Genomic DNA, 23,541 nt, shown 5'->3' with positions numbered 1-23,541 from the left:
TTCTGTATACAGCATTCGGCATTCACCAGTCGGGAGGCAAGATGTCCGCACGAACCCGGCCCGGAGAAAACCCCCAACTCGCCCGTGAGCAGCGGGAATTCCCTCAAGGCCCGGCCCGTCGCCGACTGCTCTCCGCCGGACTCGCCGCCGGCGCCCTGCTGATGACAGGCGCCACGGGCTGCGCCACCGGCGGCAGCGGTTCCGCGGACGCCAAACGGCTCACCGGCAGCCCGGACGCCACCGCCACCGGGAAGGTCACCGTCTGGTCCTGGGACACCGCGGCCAAGGCCCTGCAACGGCTCGGCCGGACCTTCGAGCAGACCCACCCCGGAACGACCGTCGAGGTCGTGGACATCGGCTACGACAACGCCTACGACAAGATCACCGTCGGACTCGGCGCCGGCAGCGGACTGCCCGACGTCCTCACCGTCGAGGGCCACAGACTGCCCAGCTACATCGGCAACTTCCCGAACGCCCTGGTCGACCTCACCGACCGGGCCCGCGGACTGGAGAGCCAGTACCCGAAGGACTCCTGGCGCGCCGTGACGGACGCCAGGGGCCGGGTCTTCGCGCTGCCCTGGGACAGCGGCCCGTGCGCCCTGTTCTACCGGCGCGACCTCTTCCGGCAGGCCGGCGTCGACCCGGCCGCCCTCGCCACCTGGGACGACTACCTCTCCGCCGGCACCGCCCTCAAGTCCGCCACCGGCAGGAAACTGCTCATCCTCGACGGCAAACGGGACAGCCTCTTCGCCCAGCTGCTCCAACAGCAGGGCCAAGCCTGGTTCGTGGACGGAAAGGTGGCCGTCGCCTCACCCGCCGCCGAACGCGCCCTCACCCTGCTGAAACAGCTGGTCGACCGCGACCTCGTCGACTTCGAGAACGGCTGGGACGGCCTGGTCTCCGGCACCCACGACGGCAAGGCCGCCACCACCCCCACCGCCGCCTGGTGGGACGGCACCCTCACCACCGAACTGGCCGACCTCAGCGGCAGGTTCGGCGTCGTACCGCTGCCCGCCTTCACCCCCGGCGGACCCCGCACCTCCAACAGCGGCGGCTCCACCCTCTGCGTCACCGCGCAGAGCCGGAACCCGGAGACCGCCTGGGCGTTCCTGTCCCACCTGCTCGCCGACAAGGCCAACCAGGCCTCGATGATGCAGCACGAAGGACTCTTCCCCGCCTTCCTCCCGGCCCTGGACGACCCCTGGTTCCAGCAGCCCGCCCCCTACTACGCGGGCCAGCCCGTCATGCGGCTGTTCGCCGACCTCACCCGCGCCATCCCCACCGTCGAGCGCACCGCCGACGACGCCAAGGCCGGCGACATCGTCACCACCGCCGTCAACCAGGTGCTGCACAACGGCGCCGACCCGGGCACCGTGCTGCGCTCCGCCGCCCGCCAGATCGCCGCCGCGACCGGCCGCCAGCCGGCCGCGTAGGAGCGGACGCCATGACCAGCAGCGTCCCCGTCCGCCTGCGCAAGCCGGACCGCGCAGCCGCCCCCGCGACCGCGACCGCCCGCCGCCGACGGCGCCCCCCGCACCGGGCGGCCTGGCTGTTCGCCGGGCCCACCGCCGCGCTCTTCACCGCCTTCTTCGCCTACCCGCTCGGCGCCAGCCTCTACCAGAGCTTCACCGCCCGACGCGACGGCGCCGACGTCTGGGTCGGCCTGGACCAGTACCGCCGGATGCTGCACGACCCGGCCTTCCTGCAGTCCCTGACCAACACCGGCCTGATCCTCGCCGTCCAGGTCCCGGTCATGATCGGACTGGCCCTGGTGCTCGCCGTCCTGCTCAACCAGTCCTGGCTGCGGTTCCGGGCCGGCTGGCGGGCGGTGTTCTTCCTGCCCGCGATCACCACCCTGGTCGCCTACGCCGTCGTCTTCCAGGTCCTGCTGCGCACCGACGGAGGCCTGGCCAACCAACTGCTCCAGTCGCTCGGCCTCGGCCCGGTCGACTGGCTGAACTCGCCGACCTGGGCCAGGATCTCGCTGATCGGCTCGGTCACCTGGCGCTGGACCGGCTACAACGCCGTCATCCTGCTCGCCGGCCTGCAGGCGATCGGCCGCGACCAGTACGAGGCCGCCGCCCTCGACGGCGCCGGAACCGTGCGCACCCACACCGGGGTGATCCTGCCGCAACTGCGGCCCGTCGTGCTGTTCTGCGTCGTCACCTCCACCATCGGCACCCTCCAACTCTTCGACGAGAACTACGTGCTGACCCGAGGCGGCCCCGGCGACGCGACCCTCACCCCGGTCGTCTACCTGTACAAGGTCGGCTTCCAGCAGCTCGACTTCGGCTACGCGGCCGCCATCGCCTGGACCGTGGTGCTGATCATCGCGGCCGTCTCGCTGCTCCAGTTCCGGCTCTACGGAAGGGAACGCCGCCGATGACCACGCCGCCGGAACGGCACGGAGGGCAGACGTCCCCCAGGCCGCCGGAACGGAACGGAGAACCACCCACGGCAGCACCGCCGGAACGGAACGAGAGGCCGACGGCCGGCCCGCGGCCGGCCACCCCGCTGCCCGCCCGCCTCGGCCGCGCCGCCGTCCTCGGCGCCCTCGCCCTCGGCGCCGTCGTCAGCCTGCTGCCCTTCGCCTGGATGCTGATCGCCGGAACCCACAGCAGCTCCGAACTCTTCCACTCCCCGCCGCCGTTCCTGCCCGGCGGGGAACTGCTGCGCAACCTGGCCCGCCTCCAGCAGAGCGTCGGTTTCGGCCGGGTGATGCTCAACAGCCTCGGCATCGCCGCCGTCCACACCGTGCTCAGCTCGCTGCTGTCCGCCATGTGCGGCTACGGGCTCGCCAAGTACCGCTTCCGCGGCCGCGGCCTTCTGCTCGGCCTGGTGCTGGCGACCATGATGATCCCGTTGCAGGTGCTGCTCGTCCCGCTGTTCCAGATGATGGCCGACCTCGGCTGGATCGACAGCTACCAGGCCGTCGTCCTGCCATTCCTCGCCAACTCCTTCGGCATCCTGCTGATGCGCCAGGGCTTCCTGGACTTCCCCGACGAACTGCTGGAGTCCGCCCGGATCGACGGCTCCGGCGAACTGCGCACCTTCTACCGGGTCGTCCTGCCGTGCGTGCGGCCGCAGTTGGGCGCGCTGATGATCTTCACCTTCATGGGGCAGTGGAACAGCTTCATCTGGCCGCTGCTGATGCTCGACACCCAGGACCGGTACACCGTGCCGGTCGCCCTCAACACCCTGACCGGACTGACCCACGTCGACCACTCCGGCCTGATGCTCGGCTCCCTCCTGGCCACCCTCCCGCTGATGCTGCTCTTCCTGCTCTTCCAGCGGCAGTTCGTGGCCGGCCTGCTGGGCGGAGCGCTGAAAGGATGACCGTGGACCGTCTCACCCGGGTGCCCGGCCTGCTGTACGGCGGGGACTGGAACCCCGAGCAGTGGCCCGAACCGGTGTGGGCCGAGGACGTGAAACTGATGGCCGAAGCCGGGGTCAACCTGGTCACGGTCGGCGTCTTCTCCTGGGCCCGCCTCCAACCCGACGCCCACCGCCGGGACTTCGGCTGGCTGGACCGCCTGCTCGACCTCGTCCACCGGCACGGCATCGCCGTCGACCTGGCCACCGCCACCGCCTCGCCGCCCGCCTGGCTGGTCCGGGCCCACCCCGAACTGCTGCCGGTCACCGCCGACGGCGTCCGGCTGGAGTTCGGCTCGCGCCAGCACTACTGCCCCTCCTCGACCGCCTACCGGGCCGCCGCCGTCCGGCTCACCCGGATGCTCGCCGAGCGCTACCGCGACCACCCGGCCCTCGCCCTGTGGCACATCCACAACGAGTACGGCGACCACGTCCAGGAGTGCTTCTGCCCCGCCTCCGCCGCCCACTTCCGCCAGTGGCTGCGCGAACGGCACGGCACGGTGCAGGAGTTGAACCGCTCCTGGGGTACCGCCTGCTGGTCCCAGGGCTACGGCTCCTTCGAGCAGATCGAGCCCCCGCGCACCGCGCCCGGCCCGGTCAACCCGACCCAGCTGCTGGACTGGCGCCGGTTCTGCTCGGACGCGCTGCTCGCCCTGCACCGCGCCGAGAAGGCCGTCCTCGACGAGGTCTCGCCCGGCGTGCCCGTCACCACCAACTTCATGTCGATGCTCAAGGCCCTCGACTACTGGGAGTGGAGCCGCCACGAGGACCTCGTCGCCGACGACGCCTACCCCGACCCGGCCGACCCCCGCGCCCACGTCAACGCCGCCATGAACTACGACCTGATGCGCTCCCTCAAGGGCGGCCGGCCCTGGCTGCTGATGGAACAGGCCCCCTCCGCCGTCAGCTGGCGGCCGGTCAACCTGCCCAAGCGCCCCGGCCTCTACCGCCTCTGGTCCCTGCAGGCCCTGGCCCGCGGCGCCGACGGCATCCTCCACTTCCAGTGGCGCGCCGCCTCCGCCGGCGCCGAGAAGTTCCACAGCGCCATGCTCCCGCACCGGGGCACCGCCTCGCGCGGCTGGCAGGAGACCGTTCGCTTCGGCGCCGAACTGCGCCGGCTCGGCGAACTCGCCGGCAGCCGGCTGCGCGGGCGCACGGCCGTGCTGCTCGACTGGGAGAGCTGGTGGGCCCTGGAACTGGACGACCACCCGTCCGCCCGGATGCGCTGGCTCGACCTGCTCCGCCCCTGGTACGCGGCCCTGTACGACCGCGGCGTCACCGTCGACTTCGTCCCGCCCACCGCGGACCTCGGCGGCTACCCGCTGGTGCTCGCCCCCAACCTCTACCTGCTCGACACCGCCACCGCCGACCGGCTCACCGCCCACGTCCGGGCCGGCGGCCACCTCGTCTGCGGCCCGTTCAGCGGCATCGCCGACCGGCACGACCACATCCACCCCGGCGGCCACCCCGGCCCGCTGCGGGACCTGCTCGGCCTCGTCGTCGACGAGCACTGGCCGATCCCGGACGGGACGCGCACCACCGTGACGCTCGACGGCGCCGAACTCCACGCCGCGCACTGGAGCGAGTGGATCGAGACCGAAGGCGCCGAGACCCTCGCCCGCTACACCTCCGGCGATCTGGCGGGCCTCCCGGCCGTCACCCGCCACCGGTACGGCACGGGGAGCGCCTGGTACCTCAGCTGCCACCTCGGCGCCGACCTCGGCCGGGTGCTCGACCTGCCGCTCGCCGAGGCCGGGGTGCACGCGGAACTGCCGGGCCTGCCGCCGGACGTCGAAGCCACCTGCCGCCACGGCGCCGACGGCACCCGGTACCTCTTCCTGCTCAACCACGGCCCGGTCGAACGCCGGGTGCCCCTCGCCGCGCCCGGCCCCGGCCCGTCCACCGGCCCCGGCCCGTCCACCCGTACCGACCGGAACACCGCCGCCGACCGGAACACCGCCGCCGACCTGCTCGCCGGCACCGACCTGCTCACCGGCACCGCCGTCGCCGCCGCCGTGACCCTGGCGCCGCTCGGCGCCGCCGTCCTCCGACTCCCCGCCGCCGAGGAGCGCCCGTGAACCCGCTGACCCGCCGCCGCCTCCTGGCCGGCTCCGCCGCCCTCGCCGCCGCCGGCACCCTCGTCCCGCCCGCCGTCCCGGCCGCGGCCGACACGCCCGACGACACCGCCGACCCCGCGGAGCCCCACCCAGCCGGGCCCGACGACCGCTACGCCGACGTCCTCGACCTGCACGGCACCCCCGCCCAGGCCTACCCGGGCGACCCGGACGGCACCAACCCGATCACCGTCTTCGCCGACCTCGGCGCCTGGCACGCCTACGCCCTGCCCCGCCCCACCGACCCGCCCGGCGGCTTCACCGGCCCGCTGTATGTCGCCCAGGAGTACCCCTGGTGGCTCAGCGACGGCCTCACCCGCCTCCACCTCACCGAACAGGGCCGCGCACTCGACCTCACCGCCGGCGGCCCGCCGCGCGGCACCTCGCTGCCCGGCCTGCTCCGCCTCTCCCACGACCTCGGCGACGGCCTCACCCTCACCCTGGAGCTGCGCTTCGCGGGCAACCGCACCGCCCTGCTCCGCGCCCGCCTCACCAACGGCGGGGCCGCCGCCCGCACCCTGCGCGCCGCCTGGACCGGCACCCTGCTGCGGCCCGCCACCGGCCCGCAGCGCAACGCGCCGCAGCTGGTGGCGGGCGGGCGCGGCGCGGAGGTCCGCTTCGCGCGCGTGCGGCAGACCTGGGACTACCTGACCGACGGCACCGAGCGCTTCGTCGTCCGCCACGCCCAGCCGGTCCGGGTCACCGTGAACGGCGACGGCCACCGCACCGACCTCGCCGACCCGGTACGGCTGGCGCCCGGGCGGACCCTCACCCTGGACTGGACCGAGAGCTACACCTTCACCGACGCCGAGCACGACCGGGCGGCGGCCGAGGCCGACGTCGCGCTGCGCGCCCCCGAGCGGGTCGCCGCGGCCGGCACCGCCCGCTGGGCCGGGTACGTCGCCCGCGCCACCGAGGGCGTCCCCGCCGCCCGCCGCCGCACCGCCGTGAAGTGCGTGCAGACGCTGGTCACCAATTGGCGCAGCCCCGCCGGGCGGATCCGGCACGACGCCGTCACGCCCACGCTGTCCTACAAGTGGTTCAGCGGGGTCTGGGCCTGGGACACCTGGAAGCAGGCCGTCGGCACCGCCGTCTTCGCGCCCGGCCTGGCCGCCGACCAGATCCGGTCGGTGTTCGACCACCAGGTCCCGCCCGGCTCCGCCGACCGCCCGCAGGACGCCGGGATGGTCCCGGACTGCGTCTTCTACAACGACCCGGGCACCGGCGGCGGCAACTGGAACGAGCGCAACTCCAAGCCCCCGCTGGCCGCCTGGGCGGTGTGGGAGGTCTACCGGCGCAGCGGCGACCGCGCCTTCCTGCGCGAGATGCTGCCCCGGCTGACCGCCTACCAGGACTGGTGGTACCGCACCCGGGACCACCACGGCGAGGGCCTGTGCGAGTACGGCGCGACCGTCGACCCGGCCAACGCCACCCCCGAGGACTGCCGGCAGGCGGCCGCCTGGGAGTCCGGCATGGACAACGCCCCGCGCTTCGACGCCGCCACCGTGGTGTCCAACCGGGACGCGGCCGGGACGCTGCTCGGCTGGTCGCTCACCCAGCGCTCGGTCGACCTCAACGCCCACCTGGCCGCCGACCACCGCCACCTGGCCGCGATCGCCGCCGAACTGGGCGACCGGGCCGGCGCCGAGCGGCTGCGCGCCCGGGCCGGGCGGATCGACGCCGCCGTGCGCGACACCATGTACGACCCGGTCGGCGGCTGGTTCCACGACACCGACCTGGCCACCGGCGCCCGGCTCACCGAGCGCGGCCGGGGCATCGAGGGCGTGCTCCCGCTCTGGTCCGGCAGCGCCACTGCCGCCCAGGCCCGTACGGTGCGGCGGCTGCTGCTCGACCCGGCGGAGTTCGGCACGCCGCTGCCCTTCCCGACGGTCGCCCGCAGCTCGGCGGCCTTCGACCCGGCCGGGTACTGGCGCGGGCTCGCCTGGCTCGACCAGACCTACTTCGCGGTCGAGGGCCTGCGCCGGTACGGCTGGGACGGGGACGCCCGCCGCACGGTCGAGCGGCTGCTGGCCACCGCCGCCGGGCTCGCCGGTGACGGTCCGCTGCGGGAGAACTACGACCCGCTGACGGGGGAGGGGCGCAACGCGACCAACTTCAGCTGGTCGGCGGCGCTGCTGCTGCCACTGCTGCGGGAGTGAGCGGCTTTGGCTCCGGGCCGTCCGACCGGGCATGATCGGGGCATGGTCGAACGAGTCATTGCAGCGTGTGACGGAGCAGCCAAGGGCAACCCGGGTCCGGCGGGCTGGGCGTACGTGGTGGCGGACGCCGCCGGGGTGCCCCAGCGCTGGGAGGCCGGGGCGCTCGGGCGCAGCACCAACAACGTGGGCGAACTGACGGCGCTGCAGCGGCTGCTGGCGGCGACCGACCCGGCCGCTCCGCTGGAGGTGCGGCTGGACAGCACCTACACCCGCGACTCGGTGACCAAGTGGCTGAAGGGCTGGAAGCGAAACGGCTGGAAGACGGCGGCCGGCAAGCCGGTCGCCAACCAGGAGCTGATCCAGTCGATCGACGCGCTGCTGGAGGGCCGGGACGTCACCTTCGTCTACGTCCCGGCCCACCAGGTGGACGGCGACCCGCTGAACGCCATCGCCGACAAGGCCGCCAGCGACGCCGCCCGCACCCAGCAGGACGCCGCCGGCACCGCCGCCGACCTCCCCGAGCCGGACCCGGCCGCCGCCGTCAAGCCCCGCACCACCCGGGGCGGCACCCGCGCCGCGGCCGGCGGCGGCACGTCCGGCGGCACCGGCGGCACCGCCGCGAAGCGCGGCTCCTCGGGCACCTCTCGCACCCTCGCCGCCCGCTACCCGGGGACCTGCCCGTGCAGCCGTCCGTACGCCAAGGGCGACAAGATCACCAAGGTCGGCAGCAGCTGGGGCCACCCGGAGTGCGTCGCCGCCCACGCCTGAGCCGGGCCCGCCTGACCAGGCCCCGCCCGGCCCGACCAGGCCCCGCCGAAACCGTTCACACCTGAGTCATCGGCCGCCGCGTGCCGTATGGATGGGTGGAGTTCCGGAGGAAGGTGAGCGCGGTGATCGTCTCGGAGACGGCGGAGTTCCACGTCGGGGACCAGGTGTGGGTCTACCGCGAGTCGTCCTACGCCGCGGTCGAGAGCGCCGTCGTCGAGGCCGTGCCGGAGGACCGGAGCCTGCGGCTGGTGTTCGCGGACGGTCGCCGTGGCCATCTGCGCTCGGGGCGGGTCGAGGTGCCGGCCCGTCGTTCCGGGCGGGTGGCGTAGAAACGGAACGCGACCGGCCGGCTGCGTGGTCGCGGCCGGCCGGCCGGTCGGTCGTGGTGGAGCGGTGGAGTGGTGCGGCGTCAGCTCGGCTGCGACAGCTCCTTGATGTCCTCGAAGCTCATGCCGAGCGCGTTGAACGCGCGGGCCTGGGACTCCGGGACGCCGAGCTTGGCGAGCTCCTTGAGCTGGGCGTCGGTGAGCGGGGCCGCGGCGGTGGCCGGGCCGTCCGCGGGGTCGAGGCCGCCACCGGGGCCGGCGGCGAGGCCGAGCACCGCCTTCATGAGGTCGGCGCTGGTGAGCTTCACCGCGCCGGCCGGGGCCTGGACGTCCGGGGCCGACTGGTTGAAGGCGAGCTTCACCGGGAAGTTGACGCCCGGCCTGGCCTTGCTCGCCAGCTGGGCGAGGTCGAAGGTGGCCGAGGAGAAGGCGCCGTTCTTCAGGTAGAGGTCGACGCCGACCTTGCGGTCCGGGACGTCGCTCGGCGCCTGGGCCGGGAACTTCTTGAACTGCTGCGGGAACTTGTCCGCTACCGGCTTGACGGCCTTGAACAGCTCGTCCACCAGCCGGCGGGCCGGGGCGCTCACCCAGATGTGCTCGGCGCCGTCCGTCTTGCCCTTGTCCTCGTACGTGACGGTGCGGCCGATCACGTCCTTGAGCGAGTTGAGGAGCTGCTTGGCGGCCTCCGGGTCGGCGGTGGGCGCGGCGCTCGGGGCGGCCTTCCCGCCGTCGTTCTTCTTCGCCTCGTCGGCGAGCTCCTGGAGGTCGAGCGAGACCCACTTGCCGGCCAGCGCGTCCTTGACCGCGCCCAGGTCCGCGGGCAGGTCCTTGCTGACGGCGTCCACCTCGGACGGGTCCTCGCCGATCAGCTTGACCAGGCCCTTGGCGTCGACGTGCAGGTAGCCCTTGGCGTCGACCTGGCGGTACTCCAGCAGCGCGGCGCCGCTGCGGTCGGAGAGCACGTAGGAGAGGCGCACCGACTTGTCGAGCGTCAGGTCCTTGTTCGCGGTCGAGCCCTTGGCCTCCTTGAAGGCCTCCAGCTCCTTGAGCGGCTTGTCCGCGGAGACCGCGACGGCGAGCGTGAGCCCGGACATCGCCTTGGCGCTCTTCTCGTCCACGCCGCCGTCGCCCTTGTCCGCGGTGGCCTTGGCGAAGGCGACGATCTGCTCCGGGGTGGCGTCGATGGAGAGCGCGAAGCCGGCCGACTTCCCGTCACCGACCTTGTCGAAGGCCTTGGACACCTTCTGGGCGGCGGAGAGCTGCTCGACGGTGCCGCAGGCGGCGAGGCCGGTGGCGAGGACGGATGCGGTGACGGCGACGGGCATCGCACCGCGGGCGGCCTTGCGGATGGCGGTGTTGATGGTGCAACTCCTGTGTGACTGGGCCCGGTCGGTGGACCGGAGCTTCCCTCCCCTGTGGCGTGCAGCGCCACAGCGTTCACACATCCGATCACACCATCGGCAAGCCGTCACACGATTATTTGGCACAGGCTTTAACCGATCCGGCGGAGAACAGCCGTGACGGCCTGCTACGTGTCCGGCTCGGCGAAGGCGGGAATGGGGCGGCGGAGGCCCGTCGACCATGCCGAACGATGGCAGAACCTTTGCCGGGAAAGGGTGTTCAGGGCCCGATCACCACCTGTTAGCCTCAGCCGATTTCCCGCCGGGCAAGGTCGGCGGACACGACGGGGTAAGAGGTACCGAAAGCATGGCAATACGCCGGGCGAAGCAGAAGGCCCAGGTCATCGAGAAGCTCTCGCAGGTGGCACCGCCGGGGGAGACCTTCATCGCGTGCGTGCATGTGGAGACCGGCCCCAGCCCGTGGCTCAACGCGGTGTTCGACGAGGTGCCGCTGCTCGGCCTGATCGTCGCACTGACCCGCCGGTTCTACTTCCTGACGCTCACCAACAGCTCGATCGTGGTCAACACGGCCAGCCGCTGGACCAACCGCCCCGGCGAGGTCGTCGCGGTCTTCCCGCGGCACGCCCTCCCGGTCAGCCGGGTCAAGCGGGCCTCGATCTGGAGCTCGATGTACCTGCAGCTGCCCAACGCCGCCAAGCCGACCCGCCTGAACATCCACCGCTACTGGCGCGCCGAACTGGACCAGCTGAGCACCGCCTTCCCGCCCGGGTCGATCGACCCGTCCTCGCAGCCGTTCGAGCTCGCGCCCAAGGGCATGCCGTACCCGGGTCAGCAGGGCCAGCCGTTCCCGCAGCAGCAGGCCTACCCGGCGCCGCCGGCGCAGCCGTACCCGCCGCAGCAGGGCCAGCCCTACCCGCCGCAACAGCCCTACCCGGCACAGCCGTACCCGCAGCAGCAGGCCTACCCGGCGCCGCCGGCGCAGCCGTACCCGCCCCAGCAGCCGTACCCGCCGCAGCCGGGCCAGCCGTACCCGCCGCAGCAGGGCCAGCCGTACCCGCCCCAGCAGCCGTACGGCGGCCAGCCGGGCCACCCCGCGCAGCGGTGACCCCGCCCCGGGCGGCCTGAAGGCGGCCTGAACACGTGTCGGCCCCGGCTCCCGCGAGGGAACCGGGGCCGATCGGCTTCGCCGACTACAGCTGCTGCAGGAAGACGACGACGAAGCCGACGGCGACGAGGACGAGCCCGAGGACCAGGCCCACCACGGTGGGCGTCAACCGGTCCCGGAACTGCTTCTCCGGGCGGATGCGCTGCGTCGCGTGGGTGCTGTACTCCCACCAGTTCACCACCTGCTGGAAGTTCACCCCGAAGTCGGCGGCCGGGTAGATCGCGCTGGTCTGAAGTCCCGGCAGCGAGCGGCGCCGCCCGTCGGTCAGGAAGATCCGCGCGGCGTGCGACGTCATGCCGTTGCCCTTGGTCTCCCGCACGTCGACCCAGCGGATGTCCTGCCACGGGTAGGTGCGGCCGCGCCCGATGCCCCAGCAGACGGTGACGCCGTCGGCGCCGACCCGGCTCCAGGACCGCCAGCCCACCGCGAAGCCCGCACCTCCGAGCACGAGCGTCCCGAGGACCAGCCAGAGCGTGGACAGGGCGCCCAACTTCATCCCGCCGAAGACGAGTTGGAGGGTGAGCACGGCGAGCAGGGGTACGAGATTCGACCACGAGGGCCGGAACAGGTCTTTCCCCCGGAAGATCAGTTCGTTCACACGGCGCACACTACGCCTGGGTTCGCGGGGTGGAGAAGGGGGGTGGGGCGTCGCCTGCGGCACCACCCGCCCCGGCGGGCGGACGCTCCGCCGGTCCCGCATCGCGCCGGTCAGCCCCCGTCGTAGTCGGTGGCGGCCAGGACGGCCAGGCGGCGGCGGTCGCGGGCGACCGTCAGCAGGGCGAAGTCCATGCCGTCCTGGTTGAACCAGTCGTTGGAAGCCTCGAAGGCGTACCAGTCGCACCCTCGGGCCCGCTCCGCCACCTCGGGGACCGGGGTTCCCTCGGGGGCGCCGACCAGGGCCGTCAGCGAGCGCCAGGCGGCCAGCCGGCCGTAGGCGCCGTACCACCACCCGTCGCTGTGGCCGCCACCGAGGGACGCCGCACCGAACAGGCGGGACCAGGCCTCCGCCGCCGAGCCCGGGACGACCGTCAGCCGGTCCGGTGCGGCCGGCACGTCCACCAGGCAGTCCAGCGGCAGCGCGGCCAGCAACGGGTGGACCGCCGGCCGCCCGGTGAGCGGCTCGTCGAGGAGGAAGACAGCCGACTCCACCCGCCCGTCGGATCGCCCCGCCCAGCGCTCCACCGCCGCGGTGAGGGCCGGCTCGTCGGGCCCCCGGTGCACCCCCGGCGCCGGGGCCGGTACCGCGGAGCCGACCGGCAGCGGCCTGCCGTCCGGCAGCCCGTACCGGACGCCGTACGCGGCGCCTCCGCGGGAGTACCGGGGCAGCCTCGGCTCGCCCTCCAACGGCATCAGCGACCAGGGCAGCAGGGCGAGCGGGTGCCCGGCCCAGGAGGGCGAGGACTCCGCCCAGGCCACCGCCTCGGGCAGCTCGGCGATCGGTGCGCCCCGGAGCGCCGACTCCTGGACCAGGCAGGCCCGCAGCTCGTCCGGGGCGTCGTCGTGCGCCCGGCCGGGCGCGTACAGCACCGCCAGGTCCGCGGTGCTCTGGTGGGCGGCCAGTACGGCGGCCGCCCGGCGGACCGACCGTCCGGTGCGCGGGCCGTCGGAGAGGCCGAGCCGCACCGCGTGCGCCACGTTCTCCCGCCCGGGCGTGGTGACGAGGTCCCAGAGGATCCGGTCGAACAGGTACCGGTGCTCGGCGCCCTCCCGGCCGGAGCCGTAGCGGGCGTTCAGCGCGGCCGCGACGTCGGCCAGGTAGCCGGTGTCCCCGCGCCCGAGGTGCTCGTCGAGGAGCCGGCAGACGTCCCCCACGAACTCCCGGCCGGCCAGTCCGTCGACGAGCCGCTCGATCTTCTCCGTCATGCGGGTGAGCCTACGGGCCTGTGGGGTGGGCCCACGGTGCCGGACGGAACGAACCGCTGCCGACGTCTTGTCAGGCGGCCCGGCCCTCCCTACCGTCGAGTGGCGAAACTGACAGACCGTCTCACAAGACGTCGTGCCACCCCGTGAAGGAGCGACGATGCCCAGGACAGGTCCCCGGCGCCGGTTCGGCGCCCGCCCCCTCTGCACGCTCGTGGCGGCCCTCGGCCTGCTCGCCCCGGCCGCCGCCACCGGAACCAGCGCCGCCGCCGCACCGGCCCTGCGGGAGGTGATGTTCGTCGGCAACAACTGGGACGGCACCGCCGACGTGATCGAGTCCTCCGGCGCCCTCACCAAGGTCGGGCGGATCGATGTCATCCCCGACAAGGACCAGCGGCTCGCCGAGATCTACCTCGACCCCGTGAAGCTGGCCTTCTTCCTCGGGGTGCGGCTCGGCCCCGGCGAGGGCCACGACCAGTTCGTCGACGACATGTACAGCACGCCGGACGGCACCGCTGTGGTCGTCTCCCGGCCCAGCTTCGCCGACGTGGTCTCCCTGGACCTCGCCACCGGCCGGATCAACTGGCGCTTTCCGGTGGCGGGTTACCGCGCCGACCACATGGCGCTCTCGCCCGACGGCACCCGGGTGGCGGTCTCCGCCTCCACCGCGAACACGGTCCACCTCCTGGACGTCCGCACCGGCGCCGAGCTCGGCTCGTTCCACACCGGGGACAAGCCGCACGAGAACATCTTCACCGACGGCGGCCGGCAGCTGTGGAACATGTCCATCGGCAACGTCGAGACCGCCCTGGACGCGCCGTGGCTGGACTGGACGAAGGGCGACCGGCACATCACCGTCGTCGACGCGGCCACCCTGGCCCCGGTCCGCGTGATCGACATGCGCAAGCGCCTCGACGACGCCGGGCTCGGCGGCCTGTCCAACGCCGTCCGGCCCGCCGTCTTCTCCCCGGACGGGACCCGGCTCTACTTCCAGGTGTCGTTCTTCAACGGCTTCCTGGAGTACGACGTGGCGGCCGACCGGATCACCCGGGTGAAGACCCTGCCCGTCGGCCCGGCCGCCGGCACGGACCGCACCACCTGGCCCAACGACTCCCGCCACCACGGCCTGTCGATGAGTCCGTCCGGCGACCGGATCTGCGTCGCCGGCACGGTGGACGACTACGCGACGGTGGTCGACCGCGCCACCCTCCAGGAGGGGCCGCTGGTGCCCGCGTCCAAGCCGTACTGGGCGACGGTGAGCGGCGACGGCAGGTCCTGCCTGATCTCGGAGAGCGGCGCCGACCGGGTCACCGCGATCGACTTCGCGACCGGGCTCAGGACCGTCTCGGTCGCGGTCGGCCGGCACCCGCAACGGGTCCGGCTCGGCCACGTGCCCACCGGCTGGACCGGCCCCACGACGAGGTAGCCCCGCACGGACCGGGTGCCGCCGGTGGTTCCCGGCCTCCGAATACGCCGCCGGCACCCGACAGGCCTGCGCCGCCCAGCCACCCGGCCGGGTGCGCGGGCGCCGGGTGCGTGGGCGGCGTGTCGGAGAGTTGGCGGAATCGTGTCCCTCACAACGGCGGCCCCGTTGACCGCCGGCCCGCCGGAGGGTTGGCTCGGCCCGGAGCGGCCGCGCGGGGGCGGGAGGCGGGGCGGCCCGGCCGAAGGGGAGGAAACGTCATGAAGACCACGACGGTACGGGCGGTCTGCGTCCTGGCGGCCACGCTGCTGGCGGGCACCGCGGCGCCGGCCGCGCAGGCGCAGCCCGCCCCCGTGCGGGACGACACCGTGCGGGTGAACGTCGCGCCGGACGGCACGCCTGCCGACGACTGGTCCGAGCCGCTCGGACTGAGCGCCGACGGCCGCTACGCCCTCTTCACCTCGCTGGCCTCGAACCTGGTGCCCGGCGACACCAACCGCCTGTACGACGTCTTCGTCCGCGACCTGTGGACCCGGCGCACCGAGCGGGTCAGCCTCGCCGACGACGGGGCGCAGCTGGACGGTTCGACCGTCCAGGCCGCGATCAGTGCCGACGGGCGGTACGTCGCCTTCAGCAGCGACGCCCGGAACGCCGTCCCGGGGCAGCCCGGCAGCGGCCGCACCGACGTCTACGTCCACGACCGCAGCACCGGCCGCACCGAGCGGCTCACCGCCGGCAGCGGCGTCGGCAACTCGCTCGGGCCGGTGATCAGCGCCGACGGCCGCTACGTCGCCTACTCCTCGGACCGCGCCGACCTCGCCCCCGGGGCCGGCCCCGGCACGGCGAACATCTACCTCACCGACCGGTCGACCGGCAGCACCCGGCTGGTCACCACCGGCCACGACGGCGCCCCCGCCGACGGCAGCTCGGTCGAGCCGTCCCTCAGCGCCGACGGCCTGACCGTCGCCTTCCGCTCGAAGGCGGCCAACCTGCTGGCGCCCGGGTCGTCCCCGGTGCAGGCCGCGCCCGTGCCCGCTCCGGCGAAGCCCGCGCCGTCCCGGCAGCTCTTCCCGCTCTACGCGTACGACGCGCGCACCGGCCGGATCCAGGGCGCGAGCATCGACGCGGGCGGCACCCTGCGTGACGCGGTGCGCCAGGCCCGGCTGAGCCCCGACGGGCGGTTCGCGCTGTTCCGGGTGTTCCAGCCGGACCAGGGCGCCACCCGGGTCGCCCTCTACGCCCGGGACCTGCGCGCGGGCACGGTCACCGAGGTGGCCGCCGACGGCACCCAGCCGGCCGTCATGACGGCCGACGACCGCTGGGTCTACTTCGCCTCGGACGTCGGCACCCTGGTGCCCGGCGACACCAACGGCGTCGCGGACGTCTTCCGCCGCGACCTGTGGACCGGCCGGGTGGAGCGCGTCGGCACCGCGGCCGGCCCGTCCTCCTCACCCGCCGTGGACGCGTTCGGCACCACCCTGGTGTTCGGCGCCCTGGACGGTGGCCGTCAGGACGTCCTCGCCCGCCACCTGCCGCTGTTCTGACCGACCCCCGCCGTCGGCTCCCGGAGGGTGCGGCGCGCCGCGACCAGGGTGAGCAGGCCCCACAGGACGGCGGCCGCGGCGCTGACCCAGACGCCGCTGCCGCGGAAGGCGAGGTCGTCGTCCAACGGGGCCGGCGGGGCCCAGCCCTGCGGGTCGACCAGCACGTTCATGGTGGTGCCGACGTCGGACCTGCCCGAGCAGCCGAAGCCGCCGACCGTGCCGTGCGGCAGCGGCTGCCCGTCGGCGCGGCGGATGTCGCAGACCCAGCTCACCCGCCCGCTGCGGTCCTTGGAGCTGTGGGCGCCGGTGACCACGACCGCGGTCTCCACCCCGCGGTGGGCGGTGATCTGCGCGCGGATGCTCGCCGTCGGAAGCACCATCAGCAGCACACCGAGCAGGACGGCCGGCCAGATCACCCAGCCGCGCGCCCGGATGAATCCCAGCCCGATGACGCCGGCGGTGAACGCCAGGAACGCGGGGATCGTGCAGAGGACCTGGTAGTCCGGGTCGGTGGCGATCGCCAGCAGGCCGATCACCGGCACCGGGGTGAATCCCACCAGCCACGCCGTGCGGCGGACGGCCCGGGGCGACAGTTCCGGCACCGGGCGTCTGCGGACCCGCTTGGGCGGCGGGACCACCCCCGGGGCGAGCGGTCGCTTCTGCTTCTTCTTCCTGCCTGTCATGGAGCCCCCGTTCGGTCGTGCCTGGTGCGGTGCCCGGTTCCGTGCTGCCTGCCTGCCGCCGTGCAGGCGGCCGGGCGCGCCCGTTCCCGTGCCTGCGCCAGTGTGACCTCAGCCCCGGCCGCCCGGAAGGGCGGGTGCCGGACCGCCGAACCCGGTGAGCCTCCGTCAGGCCGTTCGTACAGGAGTTACCGACGAGTTCATCAGGCGCTCGTCCGACGTCTTGCGGACCGTGCCGACGGGCACGTCGGATACACGACGTCCCGCCACCCGGCGGGTCCACGACACGCCCCACGGAGCCCAGATGCCGCTGCCGTCCGTCCGCCGTGCCCTCGCCGTCGGCGCCGCCGCCACCGTGATCGCTGCACTCGGCGCGGCCCCCCAGGTCGTCCGGGTGCACAGCGCGCCCTGGACGGTGAGCAGCTGGGGCAAGAGCTACACCTACACCGACCTCTCCGACCACTACCCGCTCGCCGCGCACTGACGCACCGCCGGTACGGGACCGGACCGCCGGGCGCGGGCACTGTCCGGGGGTGCGTCAGTGGACGTGGTGTGGGATGCGTCACCGTCACGCCCCGGAGGCGGTTCGGCCCCTTACGATCCTGAACGCCGAGGTCAGGCGCCGTCGTACCCCGACGGCGCCCGCTCGGTGTCCAGCGATCGGCCCGAGGAGAAGCGCACGTGTCCACCCCCACCACCGCGCCCGACAGCTACTACCAGCGCACCGGCGAGAACCGCTACAAGCCCACCGCCCAGGCCCAGGGCGCCTGGCACCCCGACGAGCAGCACTTCAGCCCGCTCGGCGGCCTGATCGTCCACGCGATCGACCGGTACCGGGCGGACCGCCCCGGCAACGGCCTCGCGCTGGCCCGGATCAGCTTCGACATACTCGGCCTGATCGCCCTCGACGAGGTCGAGGTCACGGTGGAGACCGTGCGGCCCGGTCGCACCATCGAGCTGGTCGAGGCCACCGTGGTGATCGGGGAGCGCGCCGTCGTCCGGGCCCGCGCGTGGTTCCTCGCCGAACTCGACACCACGGCCGTCGCCGGGACGCACGAGGAGCGGCTGCCCGCGCCCGAGGAGTTCGAGCCCTGGGCGATGAGCGGGATGTGGGGCGGCGGCTACATCTCCTCGATCGACGTCCGCCACCGGGCCACCGCCCCGGGCCGCGCCGCCGCCTGGATCTCCACCCCGGTCGAGCTGGTCGCCGGGGAGGCCGGCAGCCCGCACGCCTCCTTCGTCGCCCTGGTGGACACCGCCAACGGCATCGCCGCCCGGCAGGATCCGACCGAGTGGATGTTCCCCAACACCGATCTGACGATCCACTTCTTCCGCCGTCCCGAGGGCCGCTGGACCGGTCTGGACACCACCGTCAGCTTCGGCCCGGCCGGCCACGGCGTCACCAGTACCGTCCTGCACGACGAACTGGGCCCGCTGGGCCGCGCCGAGCAGATCCTCACCGTCCGGCCCCAGAGCGGGAGTTGACGTCCGGATCCGTCGAGCGGATCGAGGGCGCCGGGCCGGCCGCGCAGGCGCTCGGCCGCTGACCCGACGGGAGCCCGGCGGCGCCACCGCGAGGGGCGGCGCCGTCGGGGCGGGCGCCCGGACTCGCCCGCCCGGGCTCACGCGGGCGGGCTCAGCCGGGCAGTGAGTCCATGAAGGAGCTGACGGAGAAGACCGCCTTGCCCGGACCGGCCGGTCCGTAGCCGGGCGGGGAGGAGAGGCCGAACTCCTCCAGGGTCGCGCGGTAGGTCTGCAGCAGCCGGATGTGGTACTCCAGCGGCGCGCCCTGCGGGTTGGCCTTTCCGAGCGGGGTGGTGGGCTCGGGGCACCAGGTGGTGAAGCGCGGGACCACGCCGTGGGACATGAAGTAGCGCAGGCCCTCCTCGGTGGAGGCGATCGCCTCGTCCACGGTGGTGAAGCCGAAGGGTTCGGCCATCTCCACGCCCGCGACGAAGTTGGGGATCACGTTCTCCGGGCCGAACACCTCGGTGGAGTCGAGGATCCGGCGGTGCCACTCGTCGCGGCCGACGTAGCGCTCCTTGCCCGGGCAGTAGAGCTCGAAGAGCCGCTTGTCCCACACCTCGAAGTTGGGGTGGTAGATCCGCACGCCGTAGTCGTGGAAGCGCTGGACGTCCTCGCGCGGCAGCGCCTGCGCCACGACCTTGCCGATCCACCGCCCCGGGAAGCGTTCCTCGATGGCCTTGGCGTACCGGCCGTAGAAGTCGGCCTCGTCCCGGCCGCCGACCTGTGAGGTGATCGCCCCGCCGGTGAGGGTGTACGCCTGGGAGGTGCGGGCGGTGTCGTACCGGTCGATCAGCGCCAGCGCCTCCAGCACCTCCTCGACCGGCTTGACCCCGGTGTACGGGCGGCCGGCGGCCTTGTGCTGGCGCCAGTTGTGGTTGATGTCGCAGTACTGGCACTCCTCCTTGGCGCCGAAGTACTGGCAGACCCGGAACACCGTGAGGTAGATCAGGTAACCCCACTGGATGGTCGGGGCGACCTCCATCACGGACTTCCCGTTGGCGAGCGTGTGCCGGTAGTAGTCGGGCATCGGCGGAAGGCCGACGTCGGCGATCCGCGAACCGTCCAGGTAGAGGCCGAGCGTCCCGTCCTCGTCGGCACCGACCCGGTACGGCGAGTCCGGGTTGACCCGCACCGACACCACCGTGCGGCGCAGCCCGTACGGCCCGCCGGTCAGCACGACCTCCTCCGGCGGCCGGTTGAGCGCGGCGGCACCCAGTTCGGGCAGGGTGCGGTGGTCGAAGGAGAAGATGAAGTACGACTTGGGCTTGACCTCACCGCCCCCGTCGGCGCCCGCGCTGCCGCTGAGCGCGGACTCGTCGAAGGCCATGCCGCCGCGCAGCAGGTCCTCCTTGATCACCGCCTCCCGGGGCACGTCGGGATAGCGCTCCATGAGCCCCTCGACGAGTGCGGTACGGCTGTGGGCCTGGCTCTCCATGCGCTGGTCTTCCTTCCTGGCCCCGATCCTCCACGGCGCCGTGCCCATTGTTCTTCCCCTTACGCGGTCGGCCGCGCACCGGTCGCCCGGGGAAGATCCATCCGGGCGGCGCCGGCGGGTCATTCGCCGTCGAACGGCCGCCGTCGGAAGGGCGAGGTGTGCCCGACGCGAGCGGGACACGACGGTGGGCGCCGGGTTGACGCGGTGCGCGGGCGGGTCGGGCCCGACGGTCCGGTTCCGGGGCGTCGGGGCGCGGGACGGACCGATGCATGACAGGGGCGTCCTCGAACGCCGGCAGCACGAACGTTCACCCTATCGGGTGTAGAAGATCGTCCGGTGCGTTCCGGAACGCACCTGCGCGCCTACGGTTGGGAACCGAGTCGGACGGGCCCCGGCGCCCGGAGTCCCACGGCCCGGAGTTCCCTTCCCGGCAAGCCGTATGACGGTCCGTCATATCGTGCGATCCTTCCCAGAGGAGGCTTCATGCCCCTGCGTGTCAGACCGGACTCCCCACCCGGGCCCGCCACCACGGCGGTGGGCTCATGAGCTCCCCGGCGATCGAGCGGATCCTGCGCGGACCTACCGGACTGGGCACCGCCGGGCTGCAGTTGAGGCCGGAGGCTACGGTGCCGGAGGCCGTGACGCCGGAGCCCCCGGCGCTGCGGGCCGTGACACCGGAGGTCGAGGTGCCCGGCGCCCGGACGGCCGAGGCGCTCAGGCTCGAGGTCGCGGCACCCGAGGTCGCGGCACCCGAGGTCGCGGCACCCGAGGTCGCGGCACCCGAGGTCGCGGCACCCGAGCTGCCGGTCCCCGGGGTCTCGACTGCGGAGGCCCCGGTGTCCGAGGCGGTGGTGCCCGACTCGGTGGTGCCCGACGTCCGGGTGCCCGACGCCCGCGACCTGCCCGGTCCGGCCCTGCAGGTCCCCGCCCTGCACGTCCCCGCCCTGCCCGGGCTGTCCGGTCCGGCCGTCCCCGGGGCGGCTGCGGCCGCCGAGGCACCGAGCGGCGGCAAGCCCAGGGCCGGCGACCCGATCCCCGGTCTCTACCACCACCCGATCGCCGAGCCCGACCCGGCCCGGGTGGAGGCGCTCAGCCTGAGGATCAAGGCCTGGGCGATCGACGAGATCGAGCTCTACCCGCCGGAGTGGGAGAAGGACTTCGACGGGTTCTCCACCGGGCGCTACATGGTGGCCTGCCACCCCGACGCGCCCAGCGTCGACCACCTGATGCTCGCGGCCCGCCTGATGGTGGCCGAGAACGCGGTGGACGACTGCTACTGCGAGGACCTCGGCGGATCGCCGGTCGGCCTGGGCAGCCGCCTGCTGCTCGCGCACACCGCGCTCGACCCGCTGCACACCACGCCGGAGTACCACCCGGCCTGGGAGGCGTCGCTGTCCGAGGACCCGCCCCGCCGGGCGTACCACTCGGCGATGCAGTACTTCACCCACGCCTCCACGCCCTCCCAGTCGGACCGCTTCCGGCACGACATGGCGCGGCTGCACATGGGGTACCTGGCCGAGGCCGCCTGGGACGAGACCGACCACGTCCCGGAGGTGTGGGAGTACCTGGCCATGCGCCAGTTCAACAACTTCCGCCCCTGTCCGACGATCACGGACACCGTGGGCGGCTACGAGCTGCCCGCCGACCTGCACGCGCTGCCCGCCATGCAACGGGTGATCGCGCTGGCCGGCAACGCCACCACGATCGTCAACGACCTGTACTCGTACACCAAGGAGCTGTCCAGCCCCGGACTGCACCTGAACCTGCCCGTGGTGATCTCCGAACGCGAGGGCGTCCCGCGCAAGGAGGGCTACCTGAAGGCCGTCGAGGTCCACAACGACCTGATGCGCGCCTTCGAGGCCGAGGCGGCCGCGCTGGCCGTCGCCTGCCCGGTGCCGGCACTCGTACGGTTCCTGCGCGGCGTGGCCGCATGGGTCGACGGCAACCACTACTGGCACCGGACCAACACCTACCGGTACACCCTGCCCGACTTCTGGTGACCGCCCCGCCGGCGCCACCCGTTTCCCGTTGACCATCCGTAAGAACCCTGGAGTTGACCCATGTCCCTGACCGACGACCTCACCACGTCCGGCACCATCCCGGGCCCCGCGACTCCGTACCAGGGTGACATCGCACGCTACTGGGACCACGAGGCTCGCCCGGTGAACCTTCGTCTGGGCGATGTCGACGGCCTCTACCACCACCACTACGGCATCGGCGAGATCGACCGCGCCGCGATCGGCGACCCGGCCGACAGCGAGCGGGAGAAGAAGGTGATCGCCGAGCTGCACCGCCTGGAGTCCGCCCAGGCCGACGTGCTGCTCGACCACCTCGGTGACATCCCGGCCGACGGCACCCTGGTCGACGCCGGCTGCGGCCGCGGCGGTTCGATGGTGATGGCCCACCAGCGCTTCGGCTGCCGGGTCGAGGGCCTGACCCTCTCCACCCAGCAGGCCGACTTCGGCAACAAGCGCGCGGCCGAGCTCGGCATCGGCGACTTCGTCCGGTCCCGCGTCGCCAACATGCTGGCAATGCCCGTCGAGACCGGGACGGTCGCGGGCTCCTGGAACAACGAGTCCAGCATGTACGTCGACCTGCACGACCTGATGGCCGAGCACTCCCGGGTGCTCAGCGTCGGCGGCCGCTACGTGACCATTACCGGCTGCTGGAACCCGCGCTACGGCCAGCCGTCGAAGTGGGTCTCGCAGATCAACGCCCACTTCGAGTGCAACATCCACTCCCGTCGCGAGTACCTGCGGGCGATGGCCGACAACCGCCTGGTGCCCCAGGCCGTCATCGACCTGACCCCGGACACCCTGCCGTACTGGGAGCTGCGGAACACCACCTCGCTGGTCACCGGCATCGAGGAGGCGTTCATCGAGTCCTACAAGGACGGCTCGTTCCAGTACGTGCTGATCGCGGCCGACCGGGTCTGATCCGGGTCCGCTCCGGGACCGATCCGGGACCGATCCGGGACCGATCCGTTCCGTGCCCGGAACCGCCGGTACGGCTCGACGGTGGCCTCCGCGCGCATGCGGGGAGGCCACCGTCGTGTGCGCGCGGGCCCCGCTACGGCCGGGTGAAGGTGAGGTGCGTGACGCCGCTCGGACTGGCCACCGCCTCGGTGCGGAACCGCTGTTCGAGCCCTTCGAGACCGGTCCAGAGCGACTCGCCCCGGCCGAGGAGGATCGGCACCACGACCACGTGCAGGTGGTCGACCAAGTCGGCCTCCAGGAAGGCCCGGACGGTGCGCGGGCCGCCACCGATCCGCACGTCCCCGCCGCCGGCCGCCTCGCGGGCCTGCCGCAGTGCCTCCTCCGGCGTGGCGTCGATGAAGTGGAAGGTCGTGCCGCCCTCCATCTCCAGCGTCGGGCGCGGGTGGTGGGTGAGGACGAAGACGGGGGTGTGGAACGGCGGGTTGGGGCCCCACCAGCCCTTCCACTCCTCGTCCTGCCAGGGGCCGCGCTGGGGGCCGAACTTGTGACGGCCCATGATCTCCGCCCCGATGCCGTCGCCCCAGGTGCGGGCCATCGCGTCGTCCACGCCGGTGTCGCCGCCCTCCTTGCCCTGCATCCGCCGGAACGTCCGGGTGCCGAAGAACCAGCCGTGCAGCCGGTGGCCCGCGTGGCCGAACGGCGCGTCGAGGCTCTGCCCCTCGCCGGTGCCGTAGCCGTCGAGGGAGATCGAGAAGTTGTGGACCCGGACCAGGGACATCGGCTTCCTCCGCCGTTCGGCGCCTCGGTGCGGGCTGGCCCGCACCCTGTTCGCGGGCCCACGCTAACCTGCGGGCCCGGTGTCCTGAGGCTC

At 73.4% G+C, this 23,541-nt stretch carries 20 protein-coding genes; 14 read left to right on the top strand and 6 right to left on the bottom strand.

Annotation, left to right across the window (positions count from 1 at the left end; translation table 11 throughout):
* Nucleotides 1-41: 41 nt before the first annotated feature.
* The 7 genes from AB0D10_RS36670 (at nucleotide 42) to AB0D10_RS36640 (ending at nucleotide 8,742) form a co-directional block, all read left to right on the top strand.
* Nucleotides 42-1,433: a sugar ABC transporter substrate-binding protein gene (locus AB0D10_RS36670; protein WP_360264223.1), complete on the top strand. Its 1,392-nt coding sequence runs from the start codon at nucleotides 42-44 to the stop codon at nucleotides 1,431-1,433.
* A gap of 11 nt (nucleotides 1,434-1,444) precedes the next feature.
* Nucleotides 1,445-2,386: a sugar ABC transporter permease gene (locus AB0D10_RS36665; RefSeq protein ID WP_360264220.1), complete on the top strand. Its 942-nt coding sequence runs from the start codon at nucleotides 1,445-1,447 to the stop codon at nucleotides 2,384-2,386.
* Nucleotides 2,383-3,336 (top strand): ABC transporter permease subunit, encoded by a 954-nt coding sequence (locus AB0D10_RS36660; RefSeq protein WP_360264218.1) that lies wholly within the window; start codon nucleotides 2,383-2,385, stop codon nucleotides 3,334-3,336. The genes AB0D10_RS36665 and AB0D10_RS36660 overlap by 4 nt, the downstream gene beginning before the upstream one ends.
* Nucleotides 3,333-5,450, top strand: coding sequence for a beta-galactosidase (locus AB0D10_RS36655; protein ID WP_360264215.1), 2,118 nt, complete (start codon nucleotides 3,333-3,335; stop codon nucleotides 5,448-5,450). The genes AB0D10_RS36660 and AB0D10_RS36655 overlap by 4 nt, the downstream gene beginning before the upstream one ends.
* A complete protein-coding gene (locus tag AB0D10_RS36650) occupies nucleotides 5,447-7,645 on the top strand; it encodes a trehalase family glycosidase (protein ID WP_360264212.1) in 2,199 nt (732 codons plus the stop codon). Before AB0D10_RS36655 ends, AB0D10_RS36650 begins: the two co-directional genes overlap by 4 nt.
* 42 nt (nucleotides 7,646-7,687) lie before the next feature.
* Nucleotides 7,688-8,413, top strand: coding sequence for a ribonuclease H (locus AB0D10_RS36645; RefSeq protein WP_360264210.1), 726 nt, complete (start codon nucleotides 7,688-7,690; stop codon nucleotides 8,411-8,413).
* Nucleotides 8,414-8,535: 122 nt separating this feature from the next.
* Nucleotides 8,536-8,742, top strand: a complete 207-nt coding sequence (locus tag AB0D10_RS36640; protein WP_360264207.1) for a hypothetical protein — start codon at nucleotides 8,536-8,538, stop codon at nucleotides 8,740-8,742.
* Between the two features lie 80 nt (nucleotides 8,743-8,822).
* On the opposite strand, the gene AB0D10_RS36635 is transcribed toward AB0D10_RS36640, so the two are convergent.
* The gene (locus tag AB0D10_RS36635) at nucleotides 8,823-10,064 is read right to left on the bottom strand and encodes a hypothetical protein (RefSeq protein ID WP_360264205.1); all 1,242 of its coding nucleotides are present in this window, start codon (nucleotides 10,062-10,064) and stop codon (nucleotides 8,823-8,825) included.
* Nucleotides 10,065-10,446: 382 nt separating this feature from the next.
* Between AB0D10_RS36635 and AB0D10_RS36630 the strand changes: the two genes are divergently transcribed.
* Nucleotides 10,447-11,205, top strand: coding sequence for a hypothetical protein (locus tag AB0D10_RS36630; protein WP_360264202.1), 759 nt, complete (start codon nucleotides 10,447-10,449; stop codon nucleotides 11,203-11,205).
* An 85-nt stretch (nucleotides 11,206-11,290) separates the two neighbouring features.
* On the opposite strand, the gene AB0D10_RS36625 is transcribed toward AB0D10_RS36630, so the two are convergent.
* Nucleotides 11,291-11,863 (bottom strand): PH domain-containing protein, encoded by a 573-nt coding sequence (locus AB0D10_RS36625; RefSeq protein ID WP_360264200.1) that lies wholly within the window; start codon nucleotides 11,861-11,863, stop codon nucleotides 11,291-11,293.
* A 110-nt stretch (nucleotides 11,864-11,973) separates the two neighbouring features.
* Nucleotides 11,974-13,128: a DUF6183 family protein gene (locus tag AB0D10_RS36620; protein WP_360264197.1), complete on the bottom strand. Its 1,155-nt coding sequence runs from the start codon at nucleotides 13,126-13,128 to the stop codon at nucleotides 11,974-11,976.
* A gap of 157 nt (nucleotides 13,129-13,285) precedes the next feature.
* Here AB0D10_RS36620 and AB0D10_RS36615 point away from each other — a divergent pair, with 157 nt between their 5' ends.
* Entirely contained in the window at nucleotides 13,286-14,551 is a 1,266-nt protein-coding gene (locus tag AB0D10_RS36615) for a YncE family protein (protein WP_360264195.1), read from the top strand.
* A gap of 257 nt (nucleotides 14,552-14,808) precedes the next feature.
* Nucleotides 14,809-16,092 (top strand): hypothetical protein, encoded by a 1,284-nt coding sequence (locus AB0D10_RS36610; RefSeq protein ID WP_360264192.1) that lies wholly within the window; start codon nucleotides 14,809-14,811, stop codon nucleotides 16,090-16,092.
* Here the strand turns inward: AB0D10_RS36610 and AB0D10_RS36605 are convergent.
* The gene (locus AB0D10_RS36605) at nucleotides 16,056-16,775 is read right to left on the bottom strand and encodes a hypothetical protein (RefSeq protein WP_360264190.1); all 720 of its coding nucleotides are present in this window, start codon (nucleotides 16,773-16,775) and stop codon (nucleotides 16,056-16,058) included. The two genes, AB0D10_RS36610 and AB0D10_RS36605, sit on opposite strands and share 37 nt — an antisense overlap.
* A 301-nt stretch (nucleotides 16,776-17,076) precedes the next feature.
* Between AB0D10_RS36605 and AB0D10_RS36600 the strand changes: the two genes are divergently transcribed.
* Entirely contained in the window at nucleotides 17,077-17,256 is a 180-nt protein-coding gene (locus tag AB0D10_RS36600; protein ID WP_360264274.1) for a hypothetical protein, read from the top strand.
* Nucleotides 17,257-17,453: 197 nt separating this feature from the next.
* Nucleotides 17,454-18,257 carry a thioesterase family protein gene (locus AB0D10_RS36595; RefSeq protein ID WP_360264189.1) on the top strand — a complete coding sequence of 268 codons (804 nt, stop codon included), beginning with the start codon at nucleotides 17,454-17,456 and terminating at the stop codon, nucleotides 18,255-18,257.
* A 151-nt stretch (nucleotides 18,258-18,408) separates the two neighbouring features.
* Here the strand turns inward: AB0D10_RS36595 and AB0D10_RS36590 are convergent, their stop codons facing one another.
* Nucleotides 18,409-19,734: a radical SAM protein gene (locus tag AB0D10_RS36590; protein ID WP_360264186.1), complete on the bottom strand. Its 1,326-nt coding sequence runs from the start codon at nucleotides 19,732-19,734 to the stop codon at nucleotides 18,409-18,411.
* Nucleotides 19,735-20,276: 542 nt separating this feature from the next.
* Here AB0D10_RS36590 and AB0D10_RS36585 point away from each other — a divergent pair.
* Together AB0D10_RS36585 and AB0D10_RS36580 are read left to right on the top strand one after the other, a co-directional pair.
* Nucleotides 20,277-21,734 (top strand): family 2 encapsulin nanocompartment cargo protein terpene cyclase, encoded by a 1,458-nt coding sequence (locus AB0D10_RS36585; protein ID WP_360264184.1) that lies wholly within the window; start codon nucleotides 20,277-20,279, stop codon nucleotides 21,732-21,734.
* 60 nt (nucleotides 21,735-21,794) lie between these two features.
* Complete coding sequence (locus AB0D10_RS36580) at nucleotides 21,795-22,670, top strand: geranyl diphosphate 2-C-methyltransferase (protein ID WP_360264181.1); 876 nt, start codon at nucleotides 21,795-21,797, stop codon at nucleotides 22,668-22,670.
* Nucleotides 22,671-22,803: 133 nt separating this feature from the next.
* On the opposite strand, the gene AB0D10_RS36575 is transcribed toward AB0D10_RS36580, so the two are convergent.
* A complete protein-coding gene (locus tag AB0D10_RS36575) occupies nucleotides 22,804-23,448 on the bottom strand; it encodes a dihydrofolate reductase family protein (RefSeq protein ID WP_360264179.1) in 645 nt (214 codons plus the stop codon).
* Nucleotides 23,449-23,541 lie beyond the last annotated feature (93 nt).

Origin of the sequence: Kitasatospora sp. NPDC048545, assembly GCF_040651155.1 — a bacterium.
Classification (GTDB): Bacteria; Actinomycetota; Actinomycetes; order Streptomycetales; family Streptomycetaceae; genus Kitasatospora.
This window is presented reverse-complemented; position numbering and strand designations above follow the sequence as displayed.

Excerpts from the sequence above, each read along its gene's own strand:
- AB0D10_RS36605 (WP_360264190.1), bottom strand. The coding sequence starts at position 16,775 with ATGACAGGCAGGAAGAAGAAGCAGAAGCGACCGCTCGCCCCGGGGGTG.
- AB0D10_RS36610 (WP_360264192.1), top strand. The coding sequence starts at position 14,809 with ATGAAGACCACGACGGTACGGGCGGTCTGCGTCCTGGCGGCCACGCTG.
- AB0D10_RS36600 (WP_360264274.1), top strand. The coding sequence starts at position 17,077 with ATGCCGCTGCCGTCCGTCCGCCGTGCCCTCGCCGTCGGCGCCGCCGCC.
- AB0D10_RS36645 (WP_360264210.1), top strand. The coding sequence starts at position 7,688 with ATGGTCGAACGAGTCATTGCAGCGTGTGACGGAGCAGCCAAGGGCAAC.
- AB0D10_RS36585 (WP_360264184.1), top strand. The coding sequence starts at position 20,277 with ATGAGCTCCCCGGCGATCGAGCGGATCCTGCGCGGACCTACCGGACTG.
- AB0D10_RS36655 (WP_360264215.1), top strand. The coding sequence starts at position 3,333 with ATGACCGTGGACCGTCTCACCCGGGTGCCCGGCCTGCTGTACGGCGGG.
- AB0D10_RS36660 (WP_360264218.1), top strand. The coding sequence starts at position 2,383 with ATGACCACGCCGCCGGAACGGCACGGAGGGCAGACGTCCCCCAGGCCG.
- AB0D10_RS36665 (WP_360264220.1), top strand. The coding sequence starts at position 1,445 with ATGACCAGCAGCGTCCCCGTCCGCCTGCGCAAGCCGGACCGCGCAGCC.
- AB0D10_RS36575 (WP_360264179.1), bottom strand. The coding sequence starts at position 23,448 with ATGTCCCTGGTCCGGGTCCACAACTTCTCGATCTCCCTCGACGGCTAC.
- AB0D10_RS36580 (WP_360264181.1), top strand. The coding sequence starts at position 21,795 with ATGTCCCTGACCGACGACCTCACCACGTCCGGCACCATCCCGGGCCCC.
- AB0D10_RS36635 (WP_360264205.1), bottom strand. The coding sequence starts at position 10,064 with ATGCCCGTCGCCGTCACCGCATCCGTCCTCGCCACCGGCCTCGCCGCC.
- AB0D10_RS36670 (WP_360264223.1), top strand. The coding sequence starts at position 42 with ATGTCCGCACGAACCCGGCCCGGAGAAAACCCCCAACTCGCCCGTGAG.
- AB0D10_RS36620 (WP_360264197.1), bottom strand. The coding sequence starts at position 13,128 with ATGACGGAGAAGATCGAGCGGCTCGTCGACGGACTGGCCGGCCGGGAG.
- AB0D10_RS36590 (WP_360264186.1), bottom strand. The coding sequence starts at position 19,734 with ATGGAGAGCCAGGCCCACAGCCGTACCGCACTCGTCGAGGGGCTCATG.
- AB0D10_RS36615 (WP_360264195.1), top strand. The coding sequence starts at position 13,286 with ATGCCCAGGACAGGTCCCCGGCGCCGGTTCGGCGCCCGCCCCCTCTGC.
- AB0D10_RS36630 (WP_360264202.1), top strand. The coding sequence starts at position 10,447 with ATGGCAATACGCCGGGCGAAGCAGAAGGCCCAGGTCATCGAGAAGCTC.